Source organism: Rhodonellum psychrophilum GCM71 = DSM 17998 (assembly GCF_000381545.1).
Classification (GTDB): Bacteria; Bacteroidota; Bacteroidia; order Cytophagales; family Cyclobacteriaceae; genus Rhodonellum; species Rhodonellum psychrophilum.
On the sequence record NZ_KB906673.1, the window covers coordinates 1 to 15557 of the forward strand.

The window sequence follows — 15557 nt, forward strand, 5'->3', positions numbered from 1 at the left end:
TAAGAAATGCTGCAAACACCATTGATAAAACCAAAGATGGGGTGTTGACAAGGTTTTTCAAACGAGTGGCTTATCGCAAAGGAAGGGGAGCTGCCATTACCGCAACTGCCAGAAAGCTGGCAGTAATTATCTGGAACATGATTATAAAAGGAGAAAGATACCAGCCCGGTAATTTAGACCAATACCAAAAAGAAATGAAGGATCGAATGATAGCATCAATTAAAAAAAAGATGCTATCACTGAATATGTCAGCCGATGAGTTAAATGCTGCCCTATCATAAGTTAGATGGAAATTTGCATTATCTCTCCTAAAAGCGGTTGAAACTGAAAGAAATTCAGAAGATTCGGGAAATAAAGGAATTTCACGATATGGTGAAATCAAAATTTAAGCCTGTACGAGAAATGGAAATGCATCGCAAGGGTTAAATGATTCCTTTAAACAAACGAAAACAAAACCTCGAAAAACCCCGGAGGAACCAAAATTAATTCCCGGGGAAGGAAAATGGTGAAAAGGAACCTGCATTTAGGCCCATTTTTCTGTGGAAATTATACATTTGGGAAAAGAAAAGTACGAAATGCACGCTAAAAGAGCCTGCAAGTGCGAGAAAAGACGTTTCAGACTTGAAAGGCCTTGGAAATTTACATATTAACTGGACACAAAATCACCATGCTGAACCTCCACATACTCCAAATGGCCGATTATTTTTTTGTGCTGTTTCACACCTGTCTGATCCTTTTCAATCTTTTTGGCTGGCTCTGGAAACCGCTACAAAAATGGCAACTGCTCACCATCTCCCTGACCTTTGCTTCTTGGCTGGGATTGGGGATTTGGTATGGTTTAGGGTATTGTCCGCTGACGGATTGGCACTGGGATATTCTCCGGCAAATGGGGGAAACAAATCTCCCAAATTCATATATCAGTTATTTGTTCCAAAGACTGCTCGGCTTGAAGCTCCCTGATCTTTGGGTTGATGTGCTGACAGTCAGCATGGCAATTTTGGCCTTGGCTGCGTCAATTTGGGTCAATTTTTTCCAGAAAAGAAAAGGAAATTCAATCGCCTAGATCATTTTCCTTGTTGTTGACAGTTGGTGATCGGTGGGAAAAAATAAATTCTTGCCAATCCGAAATGGAAATGGATCAATCCTCAGATTCGGCGGGGTTATTCTTCTCCACTTCTACTTTAGGCATATCTGCGGGCAGGGTAAAATAAAAGGTTGACCCAACTCCTTCACTACTTTCAACCCAGATTTCCCCTCCGTTTTTTTCCAAAAAGCCCTTCACCAAAAGCAGTCCTATACCCGCCCCTTTGTTTTCTCCCCTCGGGCTTGAAAGGCTCTTCAATTGGGGGGCAAAAAGCTTCGCTTGGATTTCCTTGGACATCCCCACTCCAGTATCCTGTATTTTTACGATAATTTTGTCTTCTTTTCTTTTGGCGGAAACAGTGATCTTTCCACCGGGACTGGAATGCTTGATTGCGTTTGAAACAATATTGTGAAGGATTGAGAGCAACATTTTACCATCTGCAAAAACGCTTTCATTCGCTTCGATTTCTTGGTGAAAATTGATCGTGTTCAATTCCGCCGTTTCATTCAGGATATCAAAAACCTTTTGAACATAAACGGAAAGCTCGATTTTTTCGGGTGAAAACACCTCTGAGGCATATTTTATCCTTGCCCATTCCACCAGATAGTCCAGCATGTTCAATTCCTCTACGGAAGAGTGATGGATAAGCTCAAGCATCTCCAAAACTGTCTTTTTCTCCAGTCTTTCGAAATTAGATTTCAAATATTCCGCTGCGCCGATGATCCCGGTCAGCGGACTCCTTAAATCATGGGAAAGAATGGCAAGAACGCTGTCTTTATGGGTATTGAGTTCCTTAAGGTCCCTCATGTACTTCCTAATTGCATCTTCGGACTTCTTTCTTTCCGTCAAATCCTGAAGAATTTTTACATAACCCAATTTCTCGCCACCCTTTCCGATGAGTGGGAATACCAAACCAAAAGCATAAAAGGTTTGGCCATCTTTGCAGAGATGCCATCTATTATCCGTTGCTCTTCCATGGCTTGTTGCCCTATCGATTTCATTTTTAGGAACCTCATTTTGGATATCTTCCTCGGTGAAAATAATATCAAACCCTTCTCCCAAGACCTCCTGTTCTTCATATCCAAATATTTTTTCAGCCCCAGCACTCCAACTATTTATTTTCAGCGCATTGTCCATGGTGAAAATTGAATAATCCTGGAGGCTGTCAATAATTTGGCTGTAAAAATCTGCTGAAGGGATGTATCTGTTCTTGGAGATTTTAAAATCTTTGGGCTCTTTTTTCATCGGATGGTAGTATTTCTGCATCAGAAACCATGAGGTCATCTGTTGGAAATTAACAAATATATTATGGAAACAGCTTCTTATTTACCTAACGATTCAGACACTACTGGCGATGGCTGTTCCAAAGCTTTGTAAAAATATGCTATTTATCCCCAATACAATATTTGGGTGGAAAAATTTAAGTCAAAAGGACTATTCTATACCCATAAGGCATCAATTTATTAAAACCCCAAGATGCAATAGCTTTTCGAAGGAGATTGAAATTGCAAGTAAATCAGACCATTTGGAGAATCGCTTACAGTAGGGACATGATGAAGTCAAAAATTATTGATAACGGAATGATTATTAAGCAATTTAAGGCTGGTTTAGTATTAGGAATGCATTATAGGGGTTAAAACAAAAAAAAGTATGGCCTAACCAGCCGACCTTTTTCTATTCGTTTGGTCCTTATAAAAAATTATTGTCTTCAAATTCTGACAAGGTCTGCACTTCTATAGATAGGGACGGGGATTACCTGTTTTCCCCTCTCATTGACCCATAATCCATTCCAATCGCCGGTCGGCAAAAAAAATGATGATTGCCCATATAAATCATTAAATTAAAATTCATTTTGTCCGTTCTGAAAAGAATTATTGAATGCACATCTCCACAAATGCTTTCCATTGTCTTGTTCCGAATTCAACCCGCAATATGCCATCAATTCCCTAATGGACTTATCACCACAAGAAAATAAGGACTCCTCCCGATATGGTGAAATCAAAAACAGAAAATATTTGATGATTATTAAGGAATTATAGGCTGGAAAGGGATTGGGCATGCATTAAACGGGTTAAATCAGACAGAAACAATCTATAAAACACATGGTTTGATCTTGAACCGTCAAACAATTAACAACCAAAATAATGGCAGAAATTAAAAAAGAAGATTTAAAACAGGAGATTTTTGACATCTACGATGACTATTGCCACAGCAAGATCGCCCGGAGGGAATTTGTCAGCAAACTGTCCGTTTATGCGGTCGGGGGATTGACGGTTTCGGCGTTACTTGCTTATTTGATGCCCAATTACGCAGAGGCCAAACAATTCAAACTAGATGATCCGAGATTGACTTCGGAATACATTGAGTATGATTCTCCCAAAGGAGGAGGCAAAATGCGGGGGCTCTTGACCAAGCCTAAAAACAGTGTGGGAAAATTGCCTGGTATCATTGTAGTCCATGAAAACCGAGGCCTGAATCCATACATCGAAGATGTTGCCCATCAAGCTGCATTGGATGGTTTTATTGCATTTGCACCAGATGCATTGACCCCACTGGGCGGATATCCTGGAAATGATGACGAAGGCAGGACGATGCAGGCAAAACGGGACAGGGACTCCATGCTTGAGGATTTTATTGCTGCCTATGAATTGTTGCAAGCACATAAGGATTGCACGGGAAAAGTCGGTGTGGTAGGCTTTTGTTTTGGCGGATGGATTTCAAACATGATGGCTGTTCGGATTCCGGATTTGCCTGCGGCGGTCCCCTATTACGGAGGACAAGCTGCCGCCGAGGATGTGCCCAAGATCAATGCCGCGGTACAATTGCATTTTGCTGAATTGGATACTCGGGTGAATGAAGGTTGGCCAGCTTATGAGGCTGCCTTAAAAGCAAATAACAAAGAACATACCGCCTACTTCTACCCGGGAGTCAATCATGGTTTCCACAACCATTCCACCCCAAGGTATGACAAGGCTGCCGCAGATTTGGCTTGGAGTAGGACCATTTCCTTTTTCAGGGAAAAATTGAAATGATCTACTCGAAAGGGGATTTTCCTGCATGAAACCAGTGCAATCTCCGAGCATGAAACCAATATCGAATTGGATATAAATGAATGAGACTTAAGTCTGGCCGATAACCAGACCTAAGTCTCATTCACCAAATCCAAAAAATGGATGTGATATAAAGATTCAGAAGCAATCCATCATAATTCCCAATGAAGATCTGGCAAATCTTTCTGCCTGAAACTTTATCTACTCAGAACAATACCTCCGTACTGGGGCAGATCAACGAGCATGGAGAATGGAAAACCTTCCATTTCAAAAGGCTCAGCATGGACTTCCAACAATTCCACCTCAGAGAAATCCTCATCATAACCCTTCCAGCCACTGTTGAACCTGACTTTCCAAATCCCTTCATGTGGAAGTCCGATCCTGTAACCTTGATAGAGTTGATTGGAGAAATTCAAAATAACCAAGACAGGCTTGTCCTGGTGCTCAAAATGTACCCGCTGAAAAGCCAAAACCAAGGATTCTTGGCTGAAATGGAAAGTATCCGTCATGCTTCCAGTCAAACCAACACAATCCTCATTCCTCCCATTCCGCAGCTGGATAAGATCCCTGTACATCCTGGCAATGCCATTCAATTCAGAATACCGGTTCCAATCCAGTGGGTTTTCCACATTGAAATGGCTGTCGGTAAGAAATTCCTGTCCCTGAAAAATCATGGGGATGCCTGGTGAAGTGAATAGGGTAATTGCCCCAAGCGTGGATTTTTTCTTGGCATACTCCCCATCTGCTTCACCCGGTTGAATTTCCTCAGGCAATCTTGAGGATCCATTTGCAACTTCATCGTGCGATTCGGTGAAGATTACCCTTTGGAATGCGGAATTGTTGAAGGAAAAAAAGAGCGACTCTACCACTTCTTGAAGATTTCGGTGCTCGTCTTCAATTTCCAACAAAACACGTTTGATGGAATGATTGAATCCAAGTCCCCACTGACTATGAAAACCCAAGCCATTGTGCGCAATGTCTGCGGTGACTATCGAGTCGGCCTTCAGGTCCTCGGCAATCAGGATTTTTTGCGGATATTTCTCCCTGATCTCGGCATTCAGTTGCTGTAAAAATCGGTACCCTTCTTCGAGTTCGGATCTCTCCTTAAGGTCTCCACCCTCCACAAATCTAATATAGGCAGTGGCGTCGAATCGAAGCCCATCACATTGAAAGGCCTCCAACCACATGAAGGCATTGTCCCTTATATAATTCCTTACCTCTTTTCTTCCAAAATCTGGCCTGTTATCTCCCCAAGGTGTTGTGGATTTATAATCGTTATAAAAATAAATGCCCCCTTTGTCATTTTCCTGCCAGCCATCAAACTGCCAAAGGTCAGTATCCCCTGGTCCAAAATGGTTGTAAACCACATCCATCAGTACAGCGATTCCCTTGAGATGCGCTTCTTTGACAAAATGGGCCAAGCCCTCGGGGCCGCCATAATCGGATTCAATAGCAAAGGGATAAGAAGGATTATAGCCCCAGGATTTTGCTCCTGGAAATTCCATCACGGGCATCAACTCAATCACATTGATTCCAAGCGCCTGAAGGTAATCCAGTTTTTCCGCAGCAGAATAAAAATCACCAACGCCATTTTGGCTGTCCTCTTTTTTGTAGAAAGTACCGATGTGCATTTCATAAATGACCAATTCGTTGAAAGGGGGCAATTGAAATTGATGGTCCTCTTGGTTTTCTTCCGGCTGATAGACCATTGAATTTCCACCACTGTGGGTCATTTTTCTCGCATAGGGATCATTCCTTGAAAGCTTCTGATCACCATTGACAAGGACATATTTATATTCATCCCCATTTCCTGCATTTTCGAGGAAACGTGCCCAATACCCCTCCCCTTCGTGTTCAAGTTGAAATTCATCATCCTTCCAATCATTGAAAGAACCCATGACAAATACTTTTTCGGCATTTGGCGCCCAAAGCCTAAAAGTGACGCCTTCATTCCCAACAATAGCACCCATTCCGGAATACTTTTCGATATTTTCGCTCATAAATAAAAGAATATTAAGTTAAACCCGTGTTTTGCATTCCCAATTCCATTCCATCCTGAAATCACTTAAAAATCAAACAGCTGTTTCCTGTTTTTGGCTCCGCTATATCGGTAATACGTCTTATTCTCCAAATGGTCTGATTTTCTTGCAGTATCCACCCTTATAAGGACACCCCATGCATATTTCGGACTGGACATCAATTCTCAAAGGCTGTGCCTATCTTGATCAAAAATAGTGTTTATTGCACTTTAATGCTTATTATTTTTTTCTTGTTTGCAACATCAATCAAAATTTCTTCGTCCTGTCTTTATAAAAAATCCATGACTTATGAAAACTAAATTCGCGATAGTATTATTGACTTTTTTTTCTATCTCCTGTATGGATCAGGGACAAACCGAGGTCATGGCCGGGCACTTTTTGGTAGGCAACTGGACCAATTTTGAGTATGAGATGGATGCTTTTACGATGGAAAAATCCAAGAATTTGGCCTCTAACGTGTATGGTTATTCTTTTCGAAAGGACGGTACGCTTATCCAAAGAAGCAATTCGGGCTGGTGTGGAACACCTCCAGTGGTCACTTCTGATTTTCAGGGGACTTGGAGGATCCTTGGGGAAGAAGTCATCATTGAGGCCAAATATTGGGGCGGGATTTCTGTTCAAACCTGGAAAGTGACCCAACTTTCCAACAAAACATTGAGGATAGAAATCCTCAGCAGCGAATACAGGGAAGAATAAAGAAATGAAAATGAGCATCTTAAACCTGCTCGTTTTTTTCTATCTTTATTTTATGAAAATCATCACACTATTGGCGGTAGTGCTGTTTCCCTATTGTGTGCATGCCCAGCATCCGCATGCCGATGGGCAGATGCGTGACGCCATTAAAATCTCTGAAAAAGGAAATCCTAAGCAAGCGGAGTGGATATTTTCGAAAATCATCAGCGACCATCCATTTTTTGCGGAGCCTTATTTCCAAAGGGCAGGGGTCAGGGAAAAGATGGGAGATCTCGAAGGGGCCCTCACCGATTATAATATTTTGCTGGAATTGTCTCCTACGCACACAGAGGGAATATTCTCCAGAGGAATCGTCCGCTATGAGATGAAGCACTATGAATTGTCAAAAGAAGATTTTCTAAAGGTCTTGGCATTGCCACAAGGAGAAACCAACTCGGTGCTGTACCGAAAATCGCCCTATAAATCAGGAATAGACAGGATCACTACCCTCCAAAATGGGCAACAAGACTACATCTACCAGCATTTAGGACTGATCTGCATGGAACTGGAGGATTACAACGAGGCCCTTCATTACCTGGAAAAAGCCATAGCGCTTCGCCCAGATGACCCGGACCATTACCTCCATCGCGGCAAAATATTCCAATCCTCCGGACAGGTCGAAAATGCGGAAAAGGATTACATCAAGGCACTCTCCCTAAATCCCTATCATCCCATGGTCCATCAATATATGGGGATATTGGCCAATGCATCAGGAGATAAACTCAAAGCCGATCGCTATTATTCACAAGCCATTGCCGAGGCACCTGACGTCCCCTATCCTTATAAGCAACGGGGTTATCAGCGGTTGATCGCTGGACAAATCGAAGGTGCTCTTGAGGATTTTCACAAAGTATTGGAATTGAAAAGAGATGATGTAGAGACCTTACTTTATAGAGGCTTTGCATTTGAAAAAAAAGGAGAACTCGGTGCTGCACAAAAAGACTTTGAACAGGTTCTCGTGCTAGAGCCCTCTCGTTCCCAAGCTTGGATAGGACTGGGCGATGTGCAGGTCAAATCAGGGAAGCTTCCTGAAGCAGTAAAATCTTACACATTGGCCATTATTTACCAGCCTGAAAATCCCCAAGCCCATTATCAAAGGGGAATCGCCCATCACAAATTAAAAGATGTGGACCAAGCCTGCATCGATTTCCAGCAAGCTGCGCAATGGGGTTTGGATCCTGCGCTAAAAGCTTTGGAAAAAGCCTGCCAATAATCCCGATGGCAATGTCCTGTTTTTTTGATTTCCCTCCGTACTTCCTTTCCCATTCACAGAAAACACAATCAACTTGGCTACATTCTGATTCGCCTAATGAAGGTAACCGGATCCCTCATCGAAACAGGAATCCCAATGGCTGAGGAAAACAGGAAGGATAGCTTCGATAGTTTGTCCCCAATTGGATCAAAACCGCATTTCCATATTCATAATTTAAAAATAATTCGAAGGATAGTTTTTGCGTATTCAACAACAAATACAGCTTTTTTATAAATTATATGTATTTTTTTATTTATTTCTTTGAATTATTTTTAATAAAAGGAATGTTTTGTTAACTTTGAAATATCAAACAAAGACAAATGGTCTTTTACAATGTAGGATGTTGAAACTGGCAGACAAGCCCTCCTGTCTCGGGGGTGGGGATCACAGTATAAAGCAAATATCGAGCTCGTGTTTTGCCTAATTGCTCCGTGGAGGTTCGAATCCTTCTCCTACAGCTATATTGAATCCGAAATATGCATCAGGCTTCTTCGATGGGAAAAAGCCAAAACATGGCCCAAAAACTGATTATTTATAAATTACATGTTGTAATGGAGTTGGTCATGCATATAACGGGTTAAATTGAAAATTTTAGCATGCACATATTGTAGGATGTTGAAACTGGCAGACAAGCCCTCCTGTCTCGGGGGTGGGGATCACAGTATAAAGCAAACATCGAGCTCGTGTTTCGCCTAACTGCTCCGTGGAGGTTCGAATCCTTCTCCTACAGCTGGTTATTTTGGGTTTATTGTTAATTGACTAAAGCTGTGAGATTTTATTTCACGGCTTTTTTAATTTTAACCCTGTCGTCATGCATTGTCTTTTCCCTTCCAGGCTGAAATTACTTAGGAATCAGGGTTTGTTTTTTGAACCCACCCAATCGGCAAAAGACCTTATGCTCTCAATAGTCTGATTTTCTTCCAGTTTCAACTCCAATAGGAAACTTAATGCATGTTTTGGGTTCAAGATCTGAATAACAGCAAAAAACCCAATTTTTTCAGCGCAGTCAACCAGGTGGCTTTTTTAAAAAAAATGCTTTGGGATAAAGACCCCTATTAAGAGTGATTTACTTTTGGGTTTTTTCCTGAATAAAAGAAGACCTTAAATATCTCCTGCCTTCACTTTGGAAGCAATCAATGCCGGTCTATAAGATGCGATGAAGGTAATGGCAATCACGGCCAAACTTGTCCACAAAAAATCTGTCCAGATCATCTTCACAGGATAATTGTCCACCAAGGAAGAGGCAATGCCCAAAGAAACCAATCCAAAAGTATCCTGAACCCAACACACCAAGAATCCCAGCACCAATCCTATTGTGGCACCGGTGAAGGCAATGATGGCACCTTGTTTCATATAGATCTGGCGAACCAATTTCTCCGTTGCCCCCAAGGCCATCAGCACGGCAGTATCTTTCTTTTTTTCTATCGCCATCATCGAAAGCGAAAAGAAGATATTGAAAGATGCCACTGCCAAAATGAAACTCAAGGTAATAAACACAAATAACTTCTCCACTTTGATGGTCCGCAGCATGCCGGCATGTTGTTCATCGGTATCCTTGACGGAAAATTCCGGCCCCAACAAGTCCCTTAATCTCGATTTAACCGAAGAAATTTTTTGACCTTCCTTTAATTTGATTTCCAGGGAAGTTCTTTTTTGGCCATAGTTGAGCAGTTTGCTGACAAAATCAATCGGAGCCAACACATAGTTTTCATCGAATTCTTTTTCGATACTAAAAAAAGCAGCTGGCTTAATTACATCCCTGCTGTACATCTGCCTGGGGTCGATCGTGCCGGCGCTACGAGGGGCTTTCGGGTAAAAGACCTGTAGGAGGTCAAAGTCATTGTCCAAGTCAATGGAAAGAAAGAAGGCGATACCCCGACCGATAATGGCTCTCGGCTGCTCGGGCGTGCCGAGGTTCAGGTCTCCCCAGACATATCCCTTCTCAAAGCGGCCTTGATCGACGAAATTATCGGAAACTCCTTTGATTTTGGCCAAGTGTTGGTCTTCCCGGTACCTAAACAAAACATTGTCTTCGATCACTTCGGTCACCACTTCCACCCCTTGGATGCTGCGGATACTGTCCAGCCAGTCCTCATTTACCTCAAAGGATTTCCCTTTTACAGCTTCTATTTTCAGTTCAGCATCGAAGGAGGCATAAAGTCCACGGACCAAATCCTCCAAACCATTGAAGACAGAAAGCACGATGATCAGCGCCATAGTGCCCACAGCCACCCCTACCATGGAAATCCTGGAAAGGATGGTAATGAAATTTCGCTTCTTTTTGCTGCGAAAATACCGAGTGGCGATAAATGTGGACAGATTCAAGGCTTGACTGGAATTGTTTTAATCCTCTTGATCGTCGTCGTCTTCTTCTTGCTCTGGTGCTTGGGGGATATCCAAAGCCGAAATGACCTTATCCATATGTTGGGCATAGGCAGAGGATTCATCCAGAAAGAAGGCCAGCTCGGGCACAATTCTGACATTTTTCCCAATCCTGTTGCCAAGGTGTTTGCGGATTTCTTTTTTATGCTCGTTGATTTTTTCGAAAAGCTCCTGATTGTTTGCCAAAAGGAAACTAAGGTTCACTTTGGCAACACTCAAGTCAGGGCTGATTTCGACCCGTACTACTGTCACCATTGCCCTACCAACCAGCAGCTTGGCTTCTCTTTGAAAAATTTCGCCCAATTCCTTTTGGATGAGCTTCGCATATTTTTGTTGTCTTTTACTTTCCATAACAGATAATAATTGATACAAATTTAGTGAATTAAATGCGTAACCTTTAATTTTGGAAGTCTTGTTTGTCCCACACTTCAATATCCACTAGCCTTGTTGAGTTTTTTTAGAATTAATGATCCTTTTAGATTTATTGGGATCTTCTTTTTGATGCTCTTGTTCGGGGGTATCTATATCTGGGTTTTGGATGTGCCGATGTTGCAGCCAGAGTTGATTTGGATGCTTGCCGGGGAGCGGATGTCTGAAGGTTTTTCCATGTATATTGACATCATTGACGATACAGGACCGCTTTCTGCCACTGTATACTGGATGATCCATGTGCTTTTTGGCAAAAATCTTTTTGCATACAAATTATTGGGCGGATTGGTCATTTTCTTCCAGATAGCGTATATCAACGGTCTTTTTATCCGATACAAATCCTTTGACGAAAACACCTACATTCCAGCCTTGGTCTTGGTAGTTCTTTTCCATTTTTCATTTGACATCCTCACCCTTTCCCCTGCATTGATGGGAAGCACGTTTATCGTGCTGGCATTGGGTCAGTTGTTTTCCCAGACCGTGCTTCAGAAAGAAGGATCAGACTCCATCCTCCTGGTGGGTATTTTCGGGGGGATTGCAGCTTGTTTCCACTTTCCCTTGGTCATCTTCCTTCCCTACTTGATCGTTGCGGGAGTTACCGTCAGTGGTTTTAATTTCAATCAGTTTCTGCTTTCCCTTCTGGGCTATTTCCTGCCCATTATCGGCTGCGGGCTTTATTATTTTTGGATTGATGGGCTTCCCGAGTTTGTCATTCAATATATTTTTGCCACCCGCGTCATCGATGTGTATTACCATGTTCAGTTTTTGGATTTGATCCTGCTGCTCATTGCCCCTTTTTCTTTTGCGGCAGCGGGATATTTCATTGGAACAGTTTTCAAATTGATCACCGTCAACCAGCAAAAACAGAAACAGCTCATCATTCTTTTCCTGCTTTTTGCCTTGTTGACCATTTTCTTGACCAACAGGCGAACACCCTATCAATTTGTCATCCTTTTGCCTGGACTGACCTATTTCATCACCCAGATTTTCCTATATCTCCAACGAGGTTTTTTACTCCAATTCTTTTCTATTTCCTTTTTGATCAGTATCCCACTTATCGGATTTGGATGGACCAATTACCAAAAGGCTTCCGGTAAAATCGACAGTTACGCCGTGGCTTTTTCCGAAAAACACAGGGAAACTGCAGGCAAATCCATTTTGGTATTGGGAAATGACCTTGGCTATTACCAACAGGCAAAACTGGCAACCCCTTATTTGAACTACAATCTTTCCAAGGGAATTTTGCGGGACTTCAACAATTTCGCAGAGATGGCTGCCGTATACCAGGATTTCCTAAAGGAAAAACCAGAAATGATCATAGACGAGGATGGCCTCTTCGAACAATTGGTAGAGAGGATTCCTTTACTTGAGAATTCTTATTTGAAAAAATCCGAAGGAATATATGTGCTGAAGTGATCCAATAAAGATCAATCGGAATGGTTTCCCTTCAAAAAATGATTTTGTAAACCCTGCTCCAGTTTTAACCCGAATTCTAAGACATGGAAAAAGTAACGTAAAGCATCAAACTTGATTAAGTAAGCTGGCAATAGGCATGAGGTTTCTTAATGAAATAGAAACTATTAGAAAATCAGACTATTTGGAAAATAAGACGAAGTCCCGATAAGGCGGAGTAAAAAACAGAAACAACTTACTGATGATGAATTGATTCCAGAATGGAGTTAATTCATCATGCGGATTCAATTACCGCTTGCCAGTAAAAGTTAAGGCCAGGAAAACCTGGCCTTTTGCTATTATTTACAGTTGATTTTGTCCACTCTGGTTCCATGTCTTCCCCCTTCAAAATCGGTGGAAAGAAAGATCTTGACGAGTTTTTCCGCCAATTCGGATGGAATGAATCTTGCTGGCAAGGCAAGGACATTGGCATCATTGTGTTGACGAGAAAGTGCTGCCAATTCCTCATTCCAGCAAAGTGCCGCACGGATTCCTTGGTGCTTGTTGGCCGTCATGGCGACACCGTTTCCGCTGCCACAGACCAGTACGCCCTGCTTGAATTCTCCGCTTTCGATCGCTTCGCACAAAGGATGTACAAAATCCGGGTAATCCGCTGAGGCATCCGAATAGGGTCCAAAATCCTTTACTTCATAACCTTCGGATTCCAACATTTTGATGATATCTTTTTTGTAGGCAAATCCTGCATGATCACCACCTACTGCAATTTTCTTTGACATGGCTCAATTATCTCTATTTTCTGCTGCTTCTTTTTTTGCTCTTTTCTTTTCAAGTCTTTTGGCTATCGTTATCCCCACTTCATACAAGACCAAAATAGGCATCGCTATCAAAACCTGGCTGATGATATCGGGTGGAGTGATTACTGCCGCAATGATCAAAATAACCACAATGGCGTGTCTTCTGTAAGATCGCAACATGGCCGCGGAAACCAATCCTGACATGGACAGGAAATAGATCACTACCGGCAACTGAAACATAATGGCCGAGGCCAGTACCAGCATGATGAGTGTGGTCACATAGGATCCGATGTCAAACTCGTTGAGAATACTTGGGTCCAATTGGTAATTGGACAAGAAGTTTATGGAAAGTGGTGCCAGGATAAAGTACCCGAACGAAGCCCCCGCAAAGAACAGCAAGCTGACAAAGAAAACTGCCCCTCTAGCGGCATTTTTTTCCTGCAGATGCAATCCGGGACTGATGAATCTCCATATTTCCCAAAAAAGATAAGGAAACGCCACGACCAGACCCACGACCATACTGGAGGTAAGGTGCATGGAAAACTGACCTGTCATCTGCCTACTCTGGATGGTAAAGGGAAGTACATCGATGCACAATGCAGGGACGTTCAACCAATTCGAAACTTTACAAAGGGTTTGATAGGTAACGAAATCCACCCTGGAAGGCCCTAAAATCACCTTTCCGAAGACGATGCTTTTGGCTAGGAAAGCAGCTACCGTGAAGACCAATACTGCGGCCACCGACCGAAGCAAATGCCATCGTAACTGCTCCAAATGGTCCAAAAAGGACATTCCTCCTTCTTCTTCCTCTTCTTCTTCTCTATATTGATCTAATGCCACTTGGATTTTGCTATTTAGTATAATGGAAACTGAACCATCCAATCGTTGACCTCAGTCTTGATTTTGGCAAGTTCTGCTTCATTGTCGTGATGGGTAAGCGCACTGTCGATCAGCTTCACGATACGCTTCATGTCATCTTCCATCAATCCTCTGGTCGTCACTGCTGCTGTGCCAACGCGCATTCCAGAAGTCACAAAAGGTGAGCGGGTATCGAAAGGTACCATGTTTTTGTTGATCGTAATATCGACTTTACCCAAGGTTTCCTCTGCAAGTTTACCGGTTAGGTCTTTGTTGCGAAGGTCGATAAGCATCATGTGGTTGTCTGTACCTCCTGAAATAATCTGGTAACCCAAACCAACGAAGGTTTCTGCCATCACTGCTGCATTCTGTTTTACCTGGAGCACATATTCCATGTACTCATCTGAAAGTGCTTCTTGGAAAGCAATAGCCTTTGCCGCGATGATATGCTCCAAGGGGCCGCCCTGTGTACCCGGAAATACCCCGGAATCCAACAGGGAAGACATTTTTCTCAATTCTCCTTTCGGCGTTTTCAAACCAAATGGATTGTCAAAATCGGCTCTCATCAAAATCAAACCACCACGCGGACCTCTAAGGGTTTTGTGTGTGGTGGTGGTCACGATGTGACAAAAATCAAGGGGGTCATTCAACAATCCCCTCGCAATCAATCCCGAAGGATGTGAAATATCAGCCAATAAAAGCGCTCCTACCTGATCGGCAATGTCTCTCAAACGCTCATAATCCCAATCTCGACTATAAGCAGAAGCACCACAAATCAACAACTTTGGTTTTACTTCAAGTGCCGTAGCCTCCACTTTATCATAGTCGATCACACCTGTTTCCTCTTCCACGCCATAAAAATTGGCCTGATAAAGTTTTCCTGAAAAATTGACGGGGGAACCATGTGTGAGGTGTCCTCCATGGGAAAGGTCAAAACCCAAGATTGAATCTCCTGCATTTAAACAAGCCAAAAATACAGCTGCATTCGCCTGTGCACCGGAATGGGGCTGCACGTTTGCCCATGAAGCTCCAAAAAGCTCCTTGGCTCTATCGATCGCCAACTGCTCGATTTGATCCACAACTTCGCAACCACCATAATATCGCTTGTTGGGCAAACCCTCGGCGTATTTGTTGGTGAGTACACTTCCAGCAGCTTCCATTACCTGTTTGCTGGTGAAATTCTCAGAAGCAATCAATTCAATACCGGTTTTTTGACGGTTTTCTTCTTTTGCAATGAGGTCGAAAATGATCTGATCTCTTTTCATGGGGATATTTTTAATAGGTGGCCCAAAATTAGTTTTATTCGACGGATTATCCAATTGAATAAAAATGATATTACAGGGAAATGCAGATATCCAATCTCTCATTTCCCATAAAATAACCACGCGATTTGAAATAAGTTTTGATCCCAATTGTAATCCGATTGGCTAATTCCACAACCTCATCCAATGTTTTGGATTAAACTCGTGTTCTGCATTACGAATTCAATTCTATCTTGAAATTGCTTCATCATCCGCTTTTATT

12 protein-coding genes and 1 pseudogene are annotated in these 15557 nt (G+C 42.4%); 6 read left to right on the top strand and 7 right to left on the bottom strand.

Going from position 1 to position 15557, the window contains the following annotated elements:
* Nucleotides 1-281 (top strand): annotated as a pseudogene (locus tag F824_RS27670) (IS110 family transposase); the annotation flags it as partial.
* A 350-nt stretch (nt 282-631) separates the two neighbouring features.
* Nucleotides 632-1063, top strand: coding sequence for a DUF2784 domain-containing protein (locus F824_RS0100015; protein ID WP_236613264.1), 432 nt, complete (start codon nt 632-634; stop codon nt 1061-1063).
* Between the two features lie 75 nt (nt 1064-1138).
* Here F824_RS0100015 and F824_RS0100020 read toward each other — a convergent pair whose 3' ends face one another.
* On the bottom strand, nt 1139-2368 hold the full coding sequence (locus tag F824_RS0100020) for a PAS domain-containing sensor histidine kinase (RefSeq protein ID WP_081624960.1): 1230 nt from the start codon (nt 2366-2368) through the stop codon (nt 1139-1141).
* 860 nt (nt 2369-3228) lie between these two features.
* On the opposite strand from F824_RS0100020, the gene F824_RS0100035 reads away from it, so the two are divergent.
* Nucleotides 3229-4116 (top strand): dienelactone hydrolase family protein, encoded by an 888-nt coding sequence (locus F824_RS0100035; RefSeq protein WP_019595781.1) that lies wholly within the window; start codon nt 3229-3231, stop codon nt 4114-4116.
* A gap of 215 nt (nt 4117-4331) precedes the next feature.
* On the opposite strand, the gene F824_RS0100040 is transcribed toward F824_RS0100035, so the two are convergent.
* The gene (locus tag F824_RS0100040) at nt 4332-6134 is read right to left on the bottom strand and encodes an alpha-amylase family glycosyl hydrolase (protein WP_019595782.1); all 1803 of its coding nucleotides are present in this window, start codon (nt 6132-6134) and stop codon (nt 4332-4334) included.
* 327 nt (nt 6135-6461) lie between these two features.
* Here F824_RS0100040 and F824_RS0100050 point away from each other — a divergent pair, with 327 nt between their 5' ends.
* Complete coding sequence (locus F824_RS0100050; protein ID WP_033404951.1) at nt 6462-6869, top strand: hypothetical protein; 408 nt, start codon at nt 6462-6464, stop codon at nt 6867-6869.
* A gap of 10 nt (nt 6870-6879) precedes the next feature.
* Entirely contained in the window at nt 6880-8118 is a 1239-nt protein-coding gene (locus F824_RS0100055) for a tetratricopeptide repeat protein (protein ID WP_161629757.1), read from the top strand.
* Between the two features lie 1140 nt (nt 8119-9258).
* Here the strand turns inward: F824_RS0100055 and F824_RS0100070 are convergent.
* Nucleotides 9259-10482, bottom strand: coding sequence for an FtsX-like permease family protein (locus F824_RS0100070; RefSeq protein ID WP_026333391.1), 1224 nt, complete (start codon nt 10480-10482; stop codon nt 9259-9261).
* Nucleotides 10483-10500: 18 nt separating this feature from the next.
* The gene (rbfA, locus tag F824_RS0100075; protein ID WP_019595790.1) at nt 10501-10890 is read right to left on the bottom strand and encodes a 30S ribosome-binding factor RbfA; all 390 of its coding nucleotides are present in this window, start codon (nt 10888-10890) and stop codon (nt 10501-10503) included.
* Nucleotides 10891-10983: 93 nt separating this feature from the next.
* Between rbfA and F824_RS0100080 the strand changes: the two genes are divergently transcribed.
* A complete protein-coding gene (locus F824_RS0100080; protein WP_026333392.1) occupies nt 10984-12384 on the top strand; it encodes a hypothetical protein in 1401 nt (466 codons plus the stop codon).
* 335 nt (nt 12385-12719) lie between these two features.
* Here the strand turns inward: F824_RS0100080 and rpiB are convergent, their stop codons facing one another.
* Genes rpiB through glyA form a run of 3 tightly spaced genes read right to left on the bottom strand, consistent with a single transcriptional unit; the run spans nt 12720 to nt 15298 of the window.
* A complete protein-coding gene (gene rpiB / locus F824_RS0100085) occupies nt 12720-13157 on the bottom strand; it encodes a ribose 5-phosphate isomerase B (RefSeq protein WP_019595792.1) in 438 nt (145 codons plus the stop codon).
* Between the two features lie 3 nt (nt 13158-13160).
* Nucleotides 13161-14015: a twin-arginine translocase subunit TatC gene (tatC, locus tag F824_RS0100090; protein ID WP_033404998.1), complete on the bottom strand. Its 855-nt coding sequence runs from the start codon at nt 14013-14015 to the stop codon at nt 13161-13163.
* Nucleotides 14016-14029: 14 nt separating this feature from the next.
* The gene (gene glyA / locus F824_RS0100095) at nt 14030-15298 is read right to left on the bottom strand and encodes a serine hydroxymethyltransferase (protein WP_019595794.1); all 1269 of its coding nucleotides are present in this window, start codon (nt 15296-15298) and stop codon (nt 14030-14032) included.
* Nucleotides 15299-15557: the final 259 nt, after the last annotated feature.

Excerpts from the sequence above, each read along its gene's own strand:
- F824_RS0100020 (WP_081624960.1), bottom strand. The coding sequence starts at position 2,368 with ATGACCTCATGGTTTCTGATGCAGAAATACTACCATCCGATGAAAAAA.
- F824_RS0100035 (WP_019595781.1), top strand. The coding sequence starts at position 3,229 with ATGGCAGAAATTAAAAAAGAAGATTTAAAACAGGAGATTTTTGACATC.
- F824_RS0100040 (WP_019595782.1), bottom strand. The coding sequence starts at position 6,134 with ATGAGCGAAAATATCGAAAAGTATTCCGGAATGGGTGCTATTGTTGGG.
- F824_RS0100050 (WP_033404951.1), top strand. The coding sequence starts at position 6,462 with ATGAAAACTAAATTCGCGATAGTATTATTGACTTTTTTTTCTATCTCC.
- F824_RS0100055 (WP_161629757.1), top strand. The coding sequence starts at position 6,880 with ATGAGCATCTTAAACCTGCTCGTTTTTTTCTATCTTTATTTTATGAAA.
- rbfA (WP_019595790.1), bottom strand. The coding sequence starts at position 10,890 with ATGGAAAGTAAAAGACAACAAAAATATGCGAAGCTCATCCAAAAGGAA.
- rpiB (WP_019595792.1), bottom strand. The coding sequence starts at position 13,157 with ATGTCAAAGAAAATTGCAGTAGGTGGTGATCATGCAGGATTTGCCTAC.
- glyA (WP_019595794.1), bottom strand. The coding sequence starts at position 15,298 with ATGAAAAGAGATCAGATCATTTTCGACCTCATTGCAAAAGAAGAAAAC.